Source organism: Paenibacillus sp. FSL R5-0378, assembly GCF_038009285.1.
GTDB classification, from domain to species: domain Bacteria; phylum Bacillota; class Bacilli; order Paenibacillales; family Paenibacillaceae; genus Paenibacillus_AQ; species Paenibacillus_AQ favisporus.
This window is the reverse complement of sequence record NZ_JBBPAY010000001.1, coordinates 768,184-783,984: the sequence shown is the minus strand read 5'-3', so window position 1 is coordinate 783,984 and position 15,801 is coordinate 768,184. Positions and strand designations below refer to the sequence as shown.

Annotated in this window: 12 protein-coding genes and 2 riboswitches; of the genes, 3 read left to right on the top strand and 9 right to left on the bottom strand. The window is 55.0% G+C overall.

The window, feature by feature from the left end; translation table 11 throughout:
* Window positions 1-198: 198 nt before the first annotated feature.
* From MKY74_RS03430 to MKY74_RS03415, 4 genes are all read right to left on the bottom strand, one after another.
* Window positions 199-690 carry a C40 family peptidase gene (locus tag MKY74_RS03430; protein ID WP_076176940.1) on the bottom strand — a complete coding sequence of 164 codons (492 nt, stop codon included), beginning with the start codon at window positions 688-690 and terminating at the stop codon, window positions 199-201.
* Between the two features lie 3 nt (window positions 691-693).
* A riboswitch (cyclic di-AMP (ydaO/yuaA leader) is annotated at window positions 694-833 on the bottom strand.
* A 377-nt stretch (window positions 834-1,210) separates the two neighbouring features.
* Complete coding sequence (locus tag MKY74_RS03425; protein ID WP_076176941.1) at window positions 1,211-1,678, bottom strand: C40 family peptidase; 468 nt, start codon at window positions 1,676-1,678, stop codon at window positions 1,211-1,213.
* A 4-nt stretch (window positions 1,679-1,682) separates the two neighbouring features.
* Window positions 1,683-1,820, bottom strand: a riboswitch (cyclic di-AMP (ydaO/yuaA leader).
* 273 nt (window positions 1,821-2,093) lie between these two features.
* Window positions 2,094-2,936, bottom strand: coding sequence for a hypothetical protein (locus MKY74_RS03420; RefSeq protein ID WP_076176942.1), 843 nt, complete (start codon window positions 2,934-2,936; stop codon window positions 2,094-2,096).
* A gap of 10 nt (window positions 2,937-2,946) precedes the next feature.
* Window positions 2,947-4,935 (bottom strand): M1 family metallopeptidase, encoded by a 1,989-nt coding sequence (locus MKY74_RS03415; protein ID WP_076176943.1) that lies wholly within the window; start codon window positions 4,933-4,935, stop codon window positions 2,947-2,949.
* A gap of 151 nt (window positions 4,936-5,086) precedes the next feature.
* Here MKY74_RS03415 and MKY74_RS03410 point away from each other — a divergent pair, with 151 nt between their 5' ends.
* A complete protein-coding gene (locus MKY74_RS03410) occupies window positions 5,087-5,596 on the top strand; it encodes a YwhD family protein (RefSeq protein ID WP_076176944.1) in 510 nt (169 codons plus the stop codon).
* A gap of 131 nt (window positions 5,597-5,727) precedes the next feature.
* On the opposite strand, the gene MKY74_RS03405 is transcribed toward MKY74_RS03410, so the two are convergent.
* Window positions 5,728-6,393, bottom strand: a complete 666-nt coding sequence (locus MKY74_RS03405) for a DNA-3-methyladenine glycosylase (protein WP_084204313.1) — start codon at window positions 6,391-6,393, stop codon at window positions 5,728-5,730.
* A gap of 254 nt (window positions 6,394-6,647) precedes the next feature.
* Window positions 6,648-8,696, bottom strand: coding sequence for a transglycosylase domain-containing protein (locus tag MKY74_RS03400; protein WP_076176945.1), 2,049 nt, complete (start codon window positions 8,694-8,696; stop codon window positions 6,648-6,650).
* 396 nt (window positions 8,697-9,092) lie between these two features.
* Between MKY74_RS03400 and speE the strand changes: the two genes are divergently transcribed.
* Together speE and speB are read left to right on the top strand one after the other, a co-directional pair.
* The gene (gene speE, locus MKY74_RS03395) at window positions 9,093-9,920 is read left to right on the top strand and encodes a polyamine aminopropyltransferase (RefSeq protein ID WP_076176946.1); all 828 of its coding nucleotides are present in this window, start codon (window positions 9,093-9,095) and stop codon (window positions 9,918-9,920) included.
* 14 nt (window positions 9,921-9,934) lie between these two features.
* Window positions 9,935-10,804 carry an agmatinase gene (gene speB / locus MKY74_RS03390; RefSeq protein ID WP_076176947.1) on the top strand — a complete coding sequence of 290 codons (870 nt, stop codon included), beginning with the start codon at window positions 9,935-9,937 and terminating at the stop codon, window positions 10,802-10,804.
* Between the two features lie 97 nt (window positions 10,805-10,901).
* Here speB and MKY74_RS03385 read toward each other — a convergent pair whose 3' ends face one another.
* The 3 genes from MKY74_RS03385 to MKY74_RS03375 all read right to left on the bottom strand — a co-directional run bounded on the left by MKY74_RS03385 (window position 10,902) and on the right by MKY74_RS03375 (window position 15,746).
* Window positions 10,902-12,191 carry an ABC transporter substrate-binding protein gene (locus tag MKY74_RS03385; protein WP_076176948.1) on the bottom strand — a complete coding sequence of 430 codons (1,290 nt, stop codon included), beginning with the start codon at window positions 12,189-12,191 and terminating at the stop codon, window positions 10,902-10,904.
* A 173-nt stretch (window positions 12,192-12,364) separates the two neighbouring features.
* Window positions 12,365-13,984: a response regulator transcription factor gene (locus MKY74_RS03380; protein WP_076176949.1), complete on the bottom strand. Its 1,620-nt coding sequence runs from the start codon at window positions 13,982-13,984 to the stop codon at window positions 12,365-12,367.
* On the bottom strand, window positions 13,959-15,746 hold the full coding sequence (locus MKY74_RS03375; protein WP_076176950.1) for a cache domain-containing sensor histidine kinase: 1,788 nt from the start codon (window positions 15,744-15,746) through the stop codon (window positions 13,959-13,961). Before MKY74_RS03375 ends, MKY74_RS03380 begins: the two co-directional genes overlap by 26 nt.
* Window positions 15,747-15,801 lie beyond the last annotated feature (55 nt).

Below are 15,801 nucleotides of genomic sequence, written 5' to 3'. Positions count from 1 at the left end.
CCCTGTAGGATTTGAACATTAGAGAAAAAATATTCCGGATTGTCCCAGATATCTGTTTAATTTCAGAATAGAGGGGTAAATGAGGAGTAGCGGGCGGGAATGGAAGGGTTACCCATTTCTGTCCGCAAAAAATCCCGCAAAAGGAGATTTCGGCAAAAATCTCATTCTACGGGATCTCGTACCCTTGCTTTACCTGCATTACTGGACGTCATCTACGTCCTCGGAATCGACGGCGGCGGTTTTGTATTTATCCGTACTCATGATTCGTTTGGCGCCAACGTAGCGGTTGACGTAGTAGCTGTCGCTCAGAGAGCTGATGATCACACCGCGAGAAGTGGAGGCATGTGCGAATTTTCCGTCGCCGACGTAAATTCCGACATGGGATACTCCGGCTCCCGATGTATTAAAGAATACCAAGTCGCCTGCTCTCAGATCACTGCGGGATACGGCCGAACCCATGCTGAACTGGGAACCAGACTGATGGGGCAGATCGATGCCCAATTGATCAAATACATACATTGTAAATCCCGAGCAGTCAAATCCGCTTGTTGTGGTTCCGCCCGTTCTGTACTTGGTTCCGATCGCACTGTCGATCACTTTATCCATCTTGGAATCCGCGAAAGCGCTTCCTGTGCCGACCGTGAGCACGATGGCGAAACTCATGATTGCTGCTGCAAGCTTCTTCTTCAAGTAAAATACCCCTTCCGGCGCCTGCGAGGTTAGCTTAAGGATTCGGTAGAAGGCCCCCTATGATCCCTCTGAAGCAAGATCAATTCACCCATAACTGGTTCCCCCGCTTTCCTTAGTGTGAGGAAATTCGGCATGAACTTTTTACACTATGTATCATTCCCTGGTACTTCTTATTCGTTCGCAACTTTGTGTCAGGTAAAGATTACAAAGTTGTTACTATCGCTGGGACTATTGTAACAAAGGAATCGGACTTTGGCAATTGTTTCTAACAGAAAAAGAAGATTTGTAGGAAAATTTATAGGAAATGATGTTTATTTGTTGGACGAGTGGGTAAAAGAAATGACAAGGGTGGAAAAAACAGGGGAAAACCGTGGATTTACTCGTGTAAAAAAATTTTTTGAAATGCTGTTACCTTTTCGGTGGTTCGTACGTCTAATAAGTAACAACAAACCCGCGGGGCGATTTCGGCAAAAATCAGCGGCGCGGGTTGTTATGGATATGCATTGTTTTCGAGAGATAATCAATTGTAAACCGCAGCTTGATATTTGGCCGTACTCATGACCCGTTTGGCGCCAACGTAGCGGTTGGCGTAGTAGCTTTGGCTCAGTTTGCTGATGGTAACGCCTTTCGAAGAGGACGCGTGCGCGAATTTTCCGTTGCCGATGTAAATACCGACATGGGATACGCCTGCGCCTAGGGTGTTAAAGAAAACCAGGTCTCCTGCTCTCAGCTGGCTTTTGGAAACAGCGGTACCTGTTTTATATTGCGCAGCGGATACACGCGGGAGGTTTAACCCCAGCTTTTGGTACACGTAACGGGTAAAACCGGAGCAATCGAAGCCGTTCGTAGTTGTTCCGCCGGTTTTGTAAGAAACGCCGATCGTGTTGTTAACGATGTGATTCAGAGATGAATCCGCAAATACGCTGCCGGTGCCCATGGAGAACGCAAGTGTAAGGCCCAGCGCTGCGGCTGCCAACTTCTTCTTCAAAAAAATAAACCCCTTCCAATGCCTGCGAGGTTAGCTTAAGGATTCGGTAGAAGGTCCCCTATGATCCCTCTGTAGCGAGATCAATTCACCCAAAATTGGATCCCCCGCTTCCTGGTGCCCGGGAATTCGGCTCGTGATGATTGCACCGGAAATGGACATGCTGACAAGTTACCTATAATCGTACATACCAATCAAATGAACGGACAAATGATGAAATCAGTTACAGCAAAGTCAAAATCGTTACAGCAAAGATTACAAAGTTGTTACTAAGTTCGTACTCGGATTATTTTAACAGAGGATTTATACTTTGGCAAATGGTTAACAATCATTTTACAACAAAAACCCCGCCTCTTTTCAACAGAAAGAGACGGGGTTCTTCTTTTATCAGCGGGTTAAAGTTATGACAAAATTTTAACTATTCCGAAATATTTTTTTTCGTACGGTTCATTTGCTGATGCCACAAATCATATTGGGAGGAGATATTCCATAATTTAAAGATACAGCTGACCATATGGTAGCCCTGTTGGATAATCAGGGTGGCAAGCCCTGCCCAGATCAGAGAGACGCTGCTGGTAATGCCATACAAGAGCAGGCTGACCGTGCCCAGCAGAACGGATATGCCGATGACCGGCAGCGCGCTTCGCAGGCAGATCCAGAGCGAGGAGAACATGCTGGTTCCACCGGTTTTGCCAAACTGCATGAACAGAATCATCTGATGGACGATGTAGCAGTACAGAAGCCAGACTGCAATGTACGGGATGCAGTGAAGCAGCTGGGCATGGTTTTGGATCGCGCTGAGCAGGATGGGATACATCTTCGGGATCATCCAGTATAACGGAGCGGCGATAAGCACCCATTCGATCAGGTGAAAAAGAAACACCGTTTTGCCGTGCAGCTTCATGCCCTGGAAGAAAAACAGTCCGCGTTCTCCCTGATGCTCCCGGTGCAGGCCGTAGAAGATGCCCGCGTGGATAAATGGGGTCAGCAGCATGCGGAGGGCGACCATTCCCAGGAGAACCCAAAGGTAAGTATGCACGGTGCTGCTTTGCGTCAAGCTCATCTGTCCCTCTACATAATAGAGGACCTGGCTGAGTTCGGTCGGCGGGGGATCGGGATACCGCATCAGCAGCGGCACGACCGCCGAATCGATCAGACGGTACAGGAAGTAGCCCCAGAGCAGCTGGTACAGGAACATGATGATCATGACATAAAATTGGTCTTTGACGCTTTTCCAACCGTTAACAATATAGGATTTCACTGCTCTCACCTCACCAGGACAGACTTCCAAGCAGGGTTTCAATCAGCTTGGTAATGCTTACGTTCCAGCGGAGGAGCACTTTATGATCCATGTCCGCCTTCAGGTAGTTGTTCACATGTTTGTTTTCCAGCACGATCGTATAGCCGGGATCGATCATGGCCCAGGCCAGCGGGGAGCTGTATGTCAGCTTGAACTGGGTGCTGGCGTTCTTTACGTCCCAAACCTTTTTGATCTGATGCCCGTCCGTAAACGTGAACAGTATCGGCACCTGCGGCAGATCGCCGCCCTTTTTGCTGACCTTCACCAAAGAATCGTACCGGGGCTGCGCCGAATCCTTATCCTTGCGCACCGTAATTTCGTCGACCGAAAAATCGGCCATCTGGCTGCCGTATACATATTGATCGAAGAAGGTCTGCCACGACTTGCTGGTTACCTGCTCGACCACCTTTTGAAAATCGGCCGTGGCAGGATGTTGGAAACGGTATTTCTTCGCATAGGTGGACATGATTTTCTTCATGGTCTGGGCGCCGGTCAGCGTCTCCATTTCTTTCAGGACCATCTTGCCGCGGTAATACACGTTCAGTGCATATTGATTCTGCGACGTATATTTCCAGGCGTCCTGGGTCAGCGGCGCAGGCGAAGCGATGAGCGAGGACTGGATCGGCAGATTGGGGATGACGCCGTATTCCTGCTCCATCAGCTTATCCTCAGCGTAGGAGGTGAAGCCTTCGTCCAGCCAGGCCTCCTCGAACTCGTTGCTGGCGATCATGCCGTAGAAGTACTGATGGCCGATTTCGTGGATGACGGTCCGCTCGAGATCGTAACCCGGGGAGTCGTCCTTGGCCCCGAAGGCGGTAATCAGCGTCGGATACTCCATGCCGCCTGCCCCGTTGCCTGCTTCGGGCGGGACGACGATAGACAGGGTGGAATACGGATACTTCCCGTACCATTTGCTGAAATATTTAAGCGCGGCCTTGGCGGCGTAAAAATAGCGCTCCTTCAAATCCTTGTGGGCGGGATCGAGATACAGCTTGATCCGGACCCCGGGCACCTCCGCTGAAGAGAACGGCTCCTCGGCGACGATAAAGTCGGGGGATGCGGCCCAGGCAAAGTCATGTACGTCGTCGGCGTAGAACTGATAAATCTTCTCGCCGTTCTTGATCTGTGAGTTCTGTACCGGGAAACCGGTTGCGGCCACCGTGTAGTTCTTCGGCACGTGAATGCGGACGCTGTAAATGCCGAAGTCGGAGTAGAATTCCGAATTGCCGTGGTACTGGTGCAGGTCCCAGCCCTCGCTCGTCCGGCCGCGCGTTCCCACGGGCTCGTAGACGGCGATTTTGGGGAACCATTGTCCGGCCATGACAAAGTTACCGGCGGTTCCCATTCTGGCGAAGATTTTGGGCAGTTGGACTTCGAATTGCATGGTCAGCGTGATGCTTTCGCCTGGTTTCACCGGCCGCGGAAGACGCACCTTCATCAAGGTCTTGTCCTTCGTATTGCCGTCATCCGGCTGCACGTATTGAATCCGGTGCATCAGCGACAGACCGTCTGCGGTTTTCATCGCAGTCAGTGTCATAGACCCAAAGCCGTCGGCAGGCATCGTGTCATTGCGCAGCTTACCGCCGGATTCCTTCATAAATGTCGTATCCATGGAAGCGAAGGCGTTTGGATAGAGGTGAAAATACAGCTCGTTTACCGTTTTTTTGCCGGGATGGGTCCAGGTCAGGGTCTGGGTTCCTTTAATTACCCGGCTGTCCGGATTAAGGGTCGTATCGATGTGATATTCCACCACCCGCTTGCTGAGCACCTCCGCGGTCGGCTGCTGGACGCTCTCCATCGGTGACGGAGGCTTGTAAGCCGCTGGAGGCTTGGCCTGATCCGGAGCGTAGGAAGGCATGGACTCGGGCGAATCCTTAAAGACGAACCACATTGTTCCCGTAATCAGGAGTACAAGAACGAGAAAGGATAAAAAGACGAGTTTGGCGCGTGCTGGGGCCATATACGAATACCTCCCGTTGACAAGCATCTACAGCATGTATATGTTGGCTTTCCAGCGATTATTAGTTAAAATAAAATTAAGTTGGACGGGTATCCACAAATCGCGGAGGCGCAGCGAGCGTTTCTGTTTTCAAATAGGAGGAACATCGGAAATGGACAACAAGGAACAGGTAGGCAAGAAGCCCATTGCACTGAATATCGTCAGCGGCAAGAGCAAGCACAAGATGGGCTTTGGGGCAGGCTCTATCGATCTGAACAACATTTCTCCGGTCATTATCGACCGCGGCGAAGCCGTCATCGATATCGGAGCGATGCACGCCAAGAGCAAGCCGGAGCGCCGCATTCGCTTTACGCCGAACCGGGAGGAAGTCCCGAACGGACGCCAGGTGTGGATCGTATGGGTCGCGGTGGACCGGGACGAGGATGGACAATTCTACGGCGGTGCCACGGCCAGTGAGATGTGGATCGATGAAGAAGAGAGACGGGGCTGGAAAATTCTTGCCGATCACGTGAACCGGATGGATGCCGCGCTGAAGCGGAAATTTATGCTGGACGAATTGGGATCTGAGGAAAAGACGCTGCTGAAGAACCTGCTGGTGTCGCATAATGAGCAGTGGTGGGAAGCTTCGCCGGATGAGCTGAAGAAGGCGCTGGAGGTATAGCGTAAATCGCGGGCTCTCCTCGTTATAAGAACAAAGGACCTGTCTCCTGCTGACGGATGTATCGATCCGTGGGCAGGGCAGGTCCTTTTTTGCATGGCATGAAGGGACAGGGACTCGTGTACAGCACGGAATTAACCCCTCAGCGAAAAAGGCAGCGGTTCAGGGGCTTTGACCGACACGTACGGATGGCCGTCGATATAAAACCGCCACGGCTTGAGGGCGTACTCCTCCGCGTAATCAATATTGATCCGTGGAGACTGGATGATCGGCAGCTCATCAGCCCGGTCGCCGGACTCAAGCCGCAGCGGGCTGTCCGCATGACGGAGCACGCAGCCATTCAGGCTGCGGTCGATCCGCAGCGCGCGGCACAGCTTGCCGGGGCCGTTGCACAAGTTGGCGGCTTTGCCGGAGACGCTGCCCCGGTACCGGCGCATCAGCTCGGCGTCATGCCCGCTTAGCGGCTCCACCGCCCGGATGAGCACGGCCTGCGGGTCGTCCGCGTCGCCGACGACAACGTTGACGCAGTGGTACATGCCGTAGATCAGATACACGTAGGCCAAGCCCCCGGCGGCAAACATCGTCTCGGTCCGGGCGGTGCGCCGGTTGCCGTAGGCATGGCTCCCTTTGTCTTCGGCGCCGCCGTAGCTCTCGGTCTCCACGATCCGGCAGCGGATTTCTCCGTCTTCGGTCTCCCGGACCAGCGTCTGGCCGAGCAGGCGGGGCGCGGCTTCCAGTGCGGTCATGGCGAGAAGCGAGGGGGAGATCAGCCGGCCGCCCTCGTTACCCGGGTTCATCATCAGGATCACCTCTTCGGGTTAGTTCATTCTATATATAACCGGAATTCAGCGCGAAAGGCAAAAGGTAACCCCGCAAAGCATGGCTTGAATCCTTGGTCCGGTGTATCGGGCTCCCTGGGAGAGGGGGCCCGCCAAACCGATGCACTTCGGAAGGAGGCAAAAAAGGGAGCGGCTTTACCGGCTCCCTTTTTCATATATGGTTTTTGGGCGGCGCTCAGCCTATTCTAGCACCGCACCTTTATAACGCGCTGCGTTTAGTCGGTCAGCCACCGCTTAAAGTCGGACCACCAGGAGTGTTCTTCGGCCTTGTTTTTCACGTCCGGCTGCTCCTTCTCTCCGCCGTGAAGCGAGCAGTATTCGGTCGGTTCCGTACCTGCGATGAATACCTCAAGCTTCTTGTGGGGGCAATCGGCCGTGGCTAGCTTGCCGGATTCTTCATCAATGTAGACGCTAACGACGCCGCTCGGAATCGTGAAAATTTTGGGCGGTACGTTCTCCAGTGCCTTCTCGGTGTACTGGGCAAAAATGGGCGCTGCCCGGTGGGCGTCCGTCGTCGTAATCGTCTTGCCCTTGTCAAAACCGACCCAGACGGCGGTCGCAAGCTCCGGCGTATATCCGACCAGCCAGGCGTCGGTATCGGTCGTTCCGGTTTTGCCGGCCACGGGACGCTTCATGATGGAGGAAACGCGGTTACCGGTCCCGCCGGATTCAAATACGCTCTCCATCAGATGCGTCAGCACGTAAGCCGCCGCCGGATCGACGACCTGCTCGCCGGCGGGCTTGGGAGCCTCGTAGATTACCTCGCCGGCGGCATCAGTAATCTTCAGTACGGCGACGGGCGGGATCCGCTTGCCGTTGTTGCTGATCACCGCAAAGGCGGACGCCATTTCGAACGGGCTGATCGGCGAGGTACCGAGCGCCAAGGAGGGGACGGACTCGAGCGGGCTGACGATGCCGAGCTTGCGCGCTGTGGCGATCACATTATCCGCCCCGACCTTCAGCATCGTATTGACCGCGTAGATGTTGTCCGAGGCTGCGATGGCCTGCTCCATGTTAATTTCGCCCAAATATTTGTCTCCATAATTGCTGGGCTGATACGTTTTCCGGTTGTTGTCGTAGTGAAACAGGGTCGGTTCGCTGTTAAACGTCGTGAGACCCGTCATCGTCTTAGAAGACAATGCCGTTAAGTACATAATCGGTTTGAAGGAGGAGCCGGGCTGGCGCGTCTTGGCCAGCGCATGGTTGTACTGGCTCTCCTTGTAGTTCTTGCCGCCGACCATCGCTTTGACATAGCCGCTCCGCGGGTCGATCGACACGAGCGCGGTCTCCAAATCGCTGGCTGAATCCATGCCTTTGGCCACCGCCTCCTCAGCCGCGGCTTGGGCATGCGGGTCCAGGGTCGTATAAATGTTAAGACCGCCATGATCGAGCATGTCCTCGCTGATGCCGAGCTGGCTGGTCACCAAATTTTTTACATAATCCCGAAAATACGGCGCCGTCAGGTTGGATTTCTGCTGTCCCTGCGGTTTGATCGCCAGCTTCTCGGCTGCAGCCTGGTCCGCCTCCTCCTGCGTAATATCGCCGGTGGCCACCATGGTTCCCAGGACGATCTTCTGCCGTTTCTTGGCATTATCCAGATGGGTGTAGGGCGAGTAATAGGTCGGCCCCTTGGGAATCCCGGCCAGCATCGCGCTTTCCGCCAGGTCGAGATCTTTGGCCGGCTTGCCGAAATACATCAGGGAGGCTGCTTCGATGCCGTAAGCGCCGTGACCATAGTAAATTTCATTCAAATACATTTGAAGGATTTCATCCTTGGTATACTTCATCTCCAGCTGAGCGGTGTACATGGCTTCCTTGATTTTGCGGGACCATGTTTTTTCATGGGATAAATATAGATTACGGGCAAGCTGCTGCGTCAGGGTGCTTGCTCCCTGAACCCGGGCCATATGCTCCAGGTTGACGAGTGCCGCGCGTCCCATGCCCTCCAGATCAAACCCGAAATGGCCGTAGAACTTGCGGTCCTCCACCGACAGGGTCGCCTTCACGAGCAGCGGTGAAATTTGATTGAGCTTGATAGGTTCGTAGCTGCGCCCGCTGGCCGAAAACGTGGCGATTATGTCGCCTTGACTGTCCAGAAGGCGCGAATTGCGGTCCGTGTCGGCAAGCGGAAGGTTTTTTTGATACAGCCAGCCGAGCAGAACACCCCCCGCGATCAGAAGGAGGACGATCATGCCGGTGAAGAGCTTTAGCATCAACAGGAACCGGTTTTTCCGTTTGGGCCGCCGCGTGAATAGGTTCGCCATGTACTGTAGCCCCTTTCCTTACTTAAAGAGAATGGAATGTATAGCTTTTCAGCGGAGCTGAACAATCTGATACTTTCATTATGGGAAATGCAGGCAGCAGATATTCACGCCGGGCCCGGGATTCACGGGAAAAGCGCTCGGCCTTCCGGTCATGCAGGGCGAGGGGCATAAGGGCCACCTGAGGGATAAAAATCCCGTGCTGACGCGGCCTCAGCCAGGGGACGAAGCGTTAGGAAAGTGTTTCTTTACACGAATTTCTTCTATCGCGTATAATTCAAAGGATGTGTTTATACATCGGCAGTTTGGTACAATAAAGAAGATGTACGTGCTACTCGAGAACATGCGGCAGGGAAGATCAATCCCTCCTTTATCCTGGGAAGAAAGAAGGTAATGACGATGGAATTGTGGTTTACGGAGAAACAGACGCCCGCATTCGGTATTACTGCCAAAATCAAACAAACGTATGTAAATGAAAAAACCGATTTTCAGGATCTGGCCATGGTAGAGACTGAAGAGTTTGGAAATATGCTGCTGCTTGACGGAATGGTGATGACGACCGAGAAGGATGAATTCGTATACCATGAAATGGTGGCGCACCCGGTGCTGAATACGCATCCGAATCCGAAGCATGTCCTCGTCGTAGGCGGCGGAGACGGCGGCGTGATCCGCGAAATCATCAAGCATTCGAAAGTGGAAAAAGCCGTGCTCGTCGACATCGACGGCAAAGTCATCGAGTATTCGAAGAAGTACCTGCCGTCCATCGCGGGCAAACTGGAAGATCCGAAGGTGGAAGTCCTGGTGAACGACGGCTTCATGCACATCCACGAGCACAAGAACGAATACGACGTCATTATGGTGGACTCCACGGAGCCTGTGGGCCCGGCTGCTCCTCTGTTTGAACGCGGCTTCTACCAAGGCATTTATGAAGCGCTGAAGGATGACGGCATTTTCGTGGCGCAAACGGACAACCCTTGGTTTAAGGCCGACTTGATCCAAAAGGTGAACAAGGACGTGAAGGAAATTTTCCCGATCGTGCGCGTTTATGCGGCGAACATCCCGACATATCCGAGCGGCTTGTGGACCTTTACGATGGGCAGCAAAAAATACGATCCGCTTGAGGTGGACGAGTCGCAAATTCCGGAGATGGACACGAAGTACTACACGCCACGCCTGCACAAGGCGGCTTTCGTATTGCCTAAATTTGTGGAAGATCTGACGAAATAGGGGGAGGCAACATCATGAAACTAGATCAAGCTTATTCGGGCAACGTATTTATTTGCAGCTCGGACGATTACGAAAATTCCAAGGCGGTCATTTACGGCATGCCGATGGACTACACGGTCAGCTTCCGTCCGGGATCCCGGTTCGGTCCGGCGCACATCCGCCAGGCTTCCGTGGGTCTGGAGGAATACAGCCCTTACTTGGATAAAAGCATTCTGGATCTCAAATACTTCGACGCCGGCGATCTGCTGCTGCCGTTCGGCAATGCAGGACGCAGTCTCGAAGTGATCGGCGAGTACGTGGGCAAACTGCTCGGCGACGATAAATTTCCGATCGGGCTCGGCGGCGAGCACCTGGTGACCTGGCCGGTGATCCAGCAAATGTACGCGAAGTATCCGGATCTGATCCTGATCCACATCGACGCGCATGCCGACCTTCGCGAGCAGTACGAGGGCGAGCCGCTGTCGCACTCGACGCCGGTCCGTAAAGCAGCCGGGCTGATGGGCGGCAAGAACATCTACCAATTCGGCATCCGCTCCGGTTCGCGCGAGGAGTTCCAGTATGCCCGCGAGAACATCAACTTCTATCCGTTCGACGTGGCGGCTCCGCTTCGGGAAGCCCTGCCGCAAATGGGCAATCGTCCGGTATACGTCACGATCGACATCGACGTGCTCGACCCATCGGCGGCGCCGGGAACGGGAACCGCGGAAGCGGGCGGCATCACTTCCAAGGAATTGCTGGAGGCGGTGCACCTGATCGCCAATTCCGAAGTCAACGTAGTGGGCTGCGACTTGGTGGAAGTAGCGCCGATCTACGACCATTCGGAGCAGACCCAGATCGTGGCGGCGAAGCTGATTCGCGAAATGCTGCTCGGATTTGTAAAATAAAGAGACGTAAAGAAGCACCCGATGCTAACCGGGTGCTTCTTTGTTGTGCCATCGTACGAGGATGGTGATCCGAGATAAAGCTGTGAGAGCTGCAAAGCTAGTCCAAGCTTTTGCTCAGCTTGACGATTTGGTTCCAGCCGTCGTCGATGCTGATTTTCCCGAACATGATCGACTGCGTGATGTTATCATACTCCTTCGTGAAATTAGCCCAGCCGCCTTTATTGCCGGGACCCGGGTCGAACGCGGCCCCGTCCTTGGACACTTCGTTGATCAGGCCCAGTGCATTTTTGTCGACATCGGTGAACTTAGGCTTGAGCGCATCAGCGACGGTCTTGTTGACTGGGATTCCGCGGGAAGTGCCGAGGATATCGCCGGCTTCCTGGCTGTTGACGAACCAGTCGATGAACTTCTTCGCTTCGTCTTTATACTGGCTGTTGGGGCTGACGCTCCAATACATGGAGGCTTTGAGCCATCCGCCCGCCTGTGTCCCCCGCGGCTGGGTCGTCAGCGCCATAACGCCCGGCTTCAGGGCGTCCGTTCCGCCGAATTCCGCGGCATGCGCGCCCCGGAGCAGAATTTTCTCTTGAATGAGCAGATCCATCTGCGCGTCCTGCGATTTATCCGACACCGTCACATCCGGCGGAGGCACAAGATGGTCCTTGCGCAGCTGTGCCCATTTGTTCATCCAATCTTTCCAGGTGGTTTCGTCGTAGTGGAACTTTCCGTCTTTGCTCATCGAGAAGCCTTTACCCATGCTCAATTGATAGGACATGTAGGATGCGCCGTCTGCCGTCAAATCCCGGGTCAGGTATTGGTCTTTGGCCAATTTCGGCTTCAAGTCGCGCGCCATGGCGAAAAACTCATCCCATGTCTTGGGAGGCTGAACCCCTAAGCTGTCCATGATCGTCTTGTTATATACCATGCCCCAGGCGTTGTTGCCGAGCGGCATCGCGTACAGCTTGCCTTGATAGGTGCCGGTTTCGAGCAGAGCCTTGTCGATGTTATCCGTCGGAATGGACGAGAGATCCTCCAACCGGCCGCTGGAGGCCCAGTCGTTGAACCAGGCGGCATCCATTTGGAAAATATCCGGGGTGTTTTTCCCTGCGGACTGGGTCGAGAGCTTGTCTTGGTATCCGTCGAACGACTGGTATTCCGGCTCGAATGTGATACCCGGGTTGTTTTTGGAGTATAAATCAAGCGCTTTCAAGGTTGCGTCGTGACGGGCCTGCGAGCCCCACCACATGATCCGCAGCGTGATGGACTTGCCGTTTCCGGTGCCCGCAGCTCCGGTTTCTTCCTTCTTGACCCCGCTGCAGGCGGATAGAACGAGGGACAGCATAAGGACGGCCGCAGTGCCTGCGGCAAGACGTTGCCATGATTTTCTCATTGGTTGAACCTCCCTTAAGTAACGGAACTCTTTCTTGCTCTAAGGTACCAAGCCGAGGAACATCCGCGTAGCGGACGATCCTACAAATCGTTTCAGTATTTTACGAATATCGGTGAACTGTCGGCTGCGTTTGTCCTGTATGCGGGGCGGATCCAGGATCGACTGGAGCTGCGTTAGGCCCGGTAGAACTCGGTCGGGCTGCGCCCGGTATGCTTTTTGAACAGCGTGGTAAAGTACGGAACGTTGCGGTATCCGACCCGCTCGGCAATTTCGGCGATGAGCAGCTTTTTCTCCAGGACCATGCTCTTGGCTTTTTCCATCCGGACCCGGGTCAAATAATCGCCGAACGTCTCGCCGGTGAACTGGCGGAACAGGGTGCTCAAATAATTTTTGGAAATATAGACCTGATCGGCGACATCCTGGAGGTGGATGTTTTCGGCGTAATGCTCGTGAATGTACTGAATGATAAACTCCACCGTTTCCTTATGCTTCAGGTTCTCATTGGGAGTAAACCGGCGGCAGATCCGCTTAACCTTCTCGGCCACCCAGGCCTTCCACTGCTGCTCGTTTTCTATCAATCCCAGCTCCTTGGACAGATCCGCAGGAGGCAGCTCGTCGTCAAGCTTGTGGCCGGAATCGTACAGCGTGAAAGAGAGGATGGCAAACAGCTGTGTCCCGAGGGCTGCCAGCTCGCCGGGAGATAGCTGTGCCACGCCGCTGTCGCTGCTTGCGAAATCCTCCAGCGCCAGCAGGGCCCGCGGCTCATCGAAGGTCCGAACCGCATCCGCCATTTCCTGAAAAAATCGGACCGGCCGCACGTTTCGCGCTGCCGGATGCCGGAAGCCGGCTTCGGTGTAGACGTAGACGCAGGGATGGTTTGCATCAGGCTCTCGCCGCTCGGCCAGTGCCTGAAAGGCCTCTTCCGTGGAATCCGCAATAGCCGTCCAATCGTCTTTCCGGAGGCCCGCCCCGATACGCAGCTTGACCTGAAGGTAGCGGTCCACTGACTCAATGATGCGCCCGGCCAGTGCCAGCACCTCGGAGCGAAACGCTTCTGCGGGCCAGGAGAGGGGCTTGTACAACAGCAGGGTCATATGATGACTATGCAGCTCTAAAAAGTAGCTCCTCAGTCCATCCTGCCTGGCCAGCTCCTCGACCGTATTACCGACGGCAAAGCGGAACAGGTGCCAGTCCCGGGCCGAGATGCCTTCCGTCCGCCCCTGCCGCTTGATTTCCAGGGCCAGCATCATGAACTGGGCGCCTTTCCAGCCAAGCCGGTCCAGCATCCGGTACGGCCCGGTCGGTGGGGAAAAGGTCCCGCCCGTGAGGACCGATTTTACCCATTCCCGCTCCAGGTAGGGCTCGTACTGCATCAGCCGTTCCTGAAGCTCCTGCTCCCGGTTCTCTGCCGCTCTTTTCTCCGACAATTCGGCGATTACGCGCTGCAGTACCTCACGGATCGTAGCCGGTGAGGCCGGCTTGGGCAAATAATCGTCGACCTGCAGCCGCAGCGCTTTGCGGGCATAATCAAAGTCCGAGTAGCCGCTTAAGATGATGATTTTGCCGTCAAACTGCTGCTTGCGAAGCTGCTCGATCATTTCCAGCCCGTTCATGACCGGCATATAGATGTCCGTAATGACGATATCCGGCTTGGCAGCTCTGATCAGCCGGAGCCCCTCTTCACCGTCCATGGCCTCCCCGATGGGTCGGATGCCGAGCTGCTCCCAGGGAATGAGCCGCGACATCCCCCCAAGCACCTGCCGGTCGTCATCCACGATCGCGAGTGTCCACATCACTTCGTCCTCCTTCCAAATCTCGCTGCTGCGTCAGCTTCGGAAGATAAATTTCCGCCTCGGTGCCTGATCCGCCGGTACGATTCCGGAGCGATACGCCAAAGGGCGGACCGAAAAATACTTGAATACGCTCGGTTACATTACGGATGCCGTATCCGCCAGTCGGATGGCGCCTCCGGGTCTTCCAATCGTCCCGCAGGCCGACGCCGTCATCCCGGATCCGGATCCGGATGCCGCGGTCCTCTTGCACGGCATTCAGGACGATTCGGCCATGGCTGCGTCCATGGAAGCCGTGCACGATGGCGTTTTCCACGAAGGGCTGCAGGGTCAGCTTCGGAATCAGCAGCTGCCGCAGATCCTCCGGACAGTCGATCTCCCAGTCCAGACCTTGGCCCCTTTTGAACTGCTGAATTTTCAAATAGCATTCGACGTGAAGCAGCTCATCCTGCATCGGGATCAAGGATTCGCCGCCGGACAGCCCGATACGGAACATTTGCCCCATTAGTTCAAGCACCCGGCTGATCTCCTCCTGCCCGGCCTCCAGCGCCATCCAGTTCAGCTGATCCAAGGTGTTGTAGAGAAAATGGGGGTTGATCATCGCCTGCAGCGCCTTGATTTCAGCCTCGCGCTGCGCTTTGTACTGCTGTTCCAGCGATTGGTACAGCGTCTCGATCCGCTCGGTCAGCTTGCGGTAGCCGCTGAAGAGACTGCCGAATTCGTTGCGGTATTCCGTAGGCAGCGGCAGCCCCTTCTTGCCGGGATTGAATGCCTGCATCAGCTGGACCAGCTTCCGGATCGGCACCGTGAAATTCCTCGAAAGGAACAGCGTGAAGAATACCGACAGCAGGATGGCGGCCGCTCCGATCACAGCCATGGTCCATGCCAGGCGGACACTTCCGCCTGTGATGTCCTTCCATGGCGTAAGCTCCACCAGCATCCAGCTGCCGGGGGCCGTGCGGGACCAGACGGTCAGCATGTTCTTCTCCGGAAGCGAGCCTGCCGCTTCCAGCAGCTGATGCGCATGGCCGGCATCTCCGCTGACCTCCTTCAGGATGGCATCGATTTCTCCGGGAGGCGGAGCGATCCGGGTGTGCATGATCATCCGGCCGCCGGAATCGAGCAGCAGCCGGCTGGCCGAGGAATTGTCCTCGGTCAGGATATCCTGCAGAAACTTGACGCGGACGTTGATAATGAGGATTCCGCGGTTTACCCCGTCCGGCGTCGTGATTTTACGGATAAAGCTGATGACCTGCTGCTTCCCCTGCGGCGAGCCGACCTCCCGCTGTCCGATCCAGACGAAGTCGGCCTTGTCGACGGCCGGGTACCAGCTTTCCCGGCTGGCGTAAGCTAGCGGGAGGTACTGAATGTTGGCGTTCGGGTCGACTTGCAGCGGATTGCTCATATAGATCTGAAAGGAGAACATCGAGCGGGAGCTGTTCAGCATCGGCGCCAGATAATCCCGGTTCAGCTCGTCCCTGGCCGTTTTGCGGGCATAATAGTCTCCTTTCATCGTCAAATAATTGACCAGCGGGGAGTTGATGGCTACGGCGAGCGAGGTCTGCTCCACGGCGCTCATCTGGTCGGTGAGCTGTTTGTTGAGCTGCTGCAGCACCGCCTGTTGATACATAGAGGCGCTGTCCGCCTGCTCATTGGCGGAGAACCGGTAGCTGACGATCATCATGATCGTGATCAGAAGCGCGATAAAAGCGGCAAAGCTGAAGAAAAACACATAATCGATACGGAACATGCGAAACGGATTCATGGCTTTTCCCCTCCTCTTGGGTGCGGCGAGGCCATAGCGTTAACGCGCTGCTATC

What these genes read in the sequence shown, in the direction of transcription:
- MKY74_RS03400 (WP_076176945.1), bottom strand. Translation starts at nt 8,696, where the DNA reads ATGGCGAACCTATTCACGCGGCGGCCCAAACGGAAAAACCGGTTCCTG.
- MKY74_RS03385 (WP_076176948.1), bottom strand. Translation starts at nt 12,191, where the DNA reads ATGAGAAAATCATGGCAACGTCTTGCCGCAGGCACTGCGGCCGTCCTT.
- MKY74_RS03375 (WP_076176950.1), bottom strand. Translation starts at nt 15,746, where the DNA reads ATGAATCCGTTTCGCATGTTCCGTATCGATTATGTGTTTTTCTTCAGC.
- speE (WP_076176946.1), top strand. Translation starts at nt 9,093, where the DNA reads ATGGAATTGTGGTTTACGGAGAAACAGACGCCCGCATTCGGTATTACT.
- MKY74_RS03380 (WP_076176949.1), bottom strand. Translation starts at nt 13,984, where the DNA reads ATGTGGACACTCGCGATCGTGGATGACGACCGGCAGGTGCTTGGGGGG.
- MKY74_RS03410 (WP_076176944.1), top strand. Translation starts at nt 5,087, where the DNA reads ATGGACAACAAGGAACAGGTAGGCAAGAAGCCCATTGCACTGAATATC.
- MKY74_RS03415 (WP_076176943.1), bottom strand. Translation starts at nt 4,935, where the DNA reads ATGGCCCCAGCACGCGCCAAACTCGTCTTTTTATCCTTTCTCGTTCTT.
- speB (WP_076176947.1), top strand. Translation starts at nt 9,935, where the DNA reads ATGAAACTAGATCAAGCTTATTCGGGCAACGTATTTATTTGCAGCTCG.
- MKY74_RS03405 (WP_084204313.1), bottom strand. Translation starts at nt 6,393, where the DNA reads ATGATGAACCCGGGTAACGAGGGCGGCCGGCTGATCTCCCCCTCGCTT.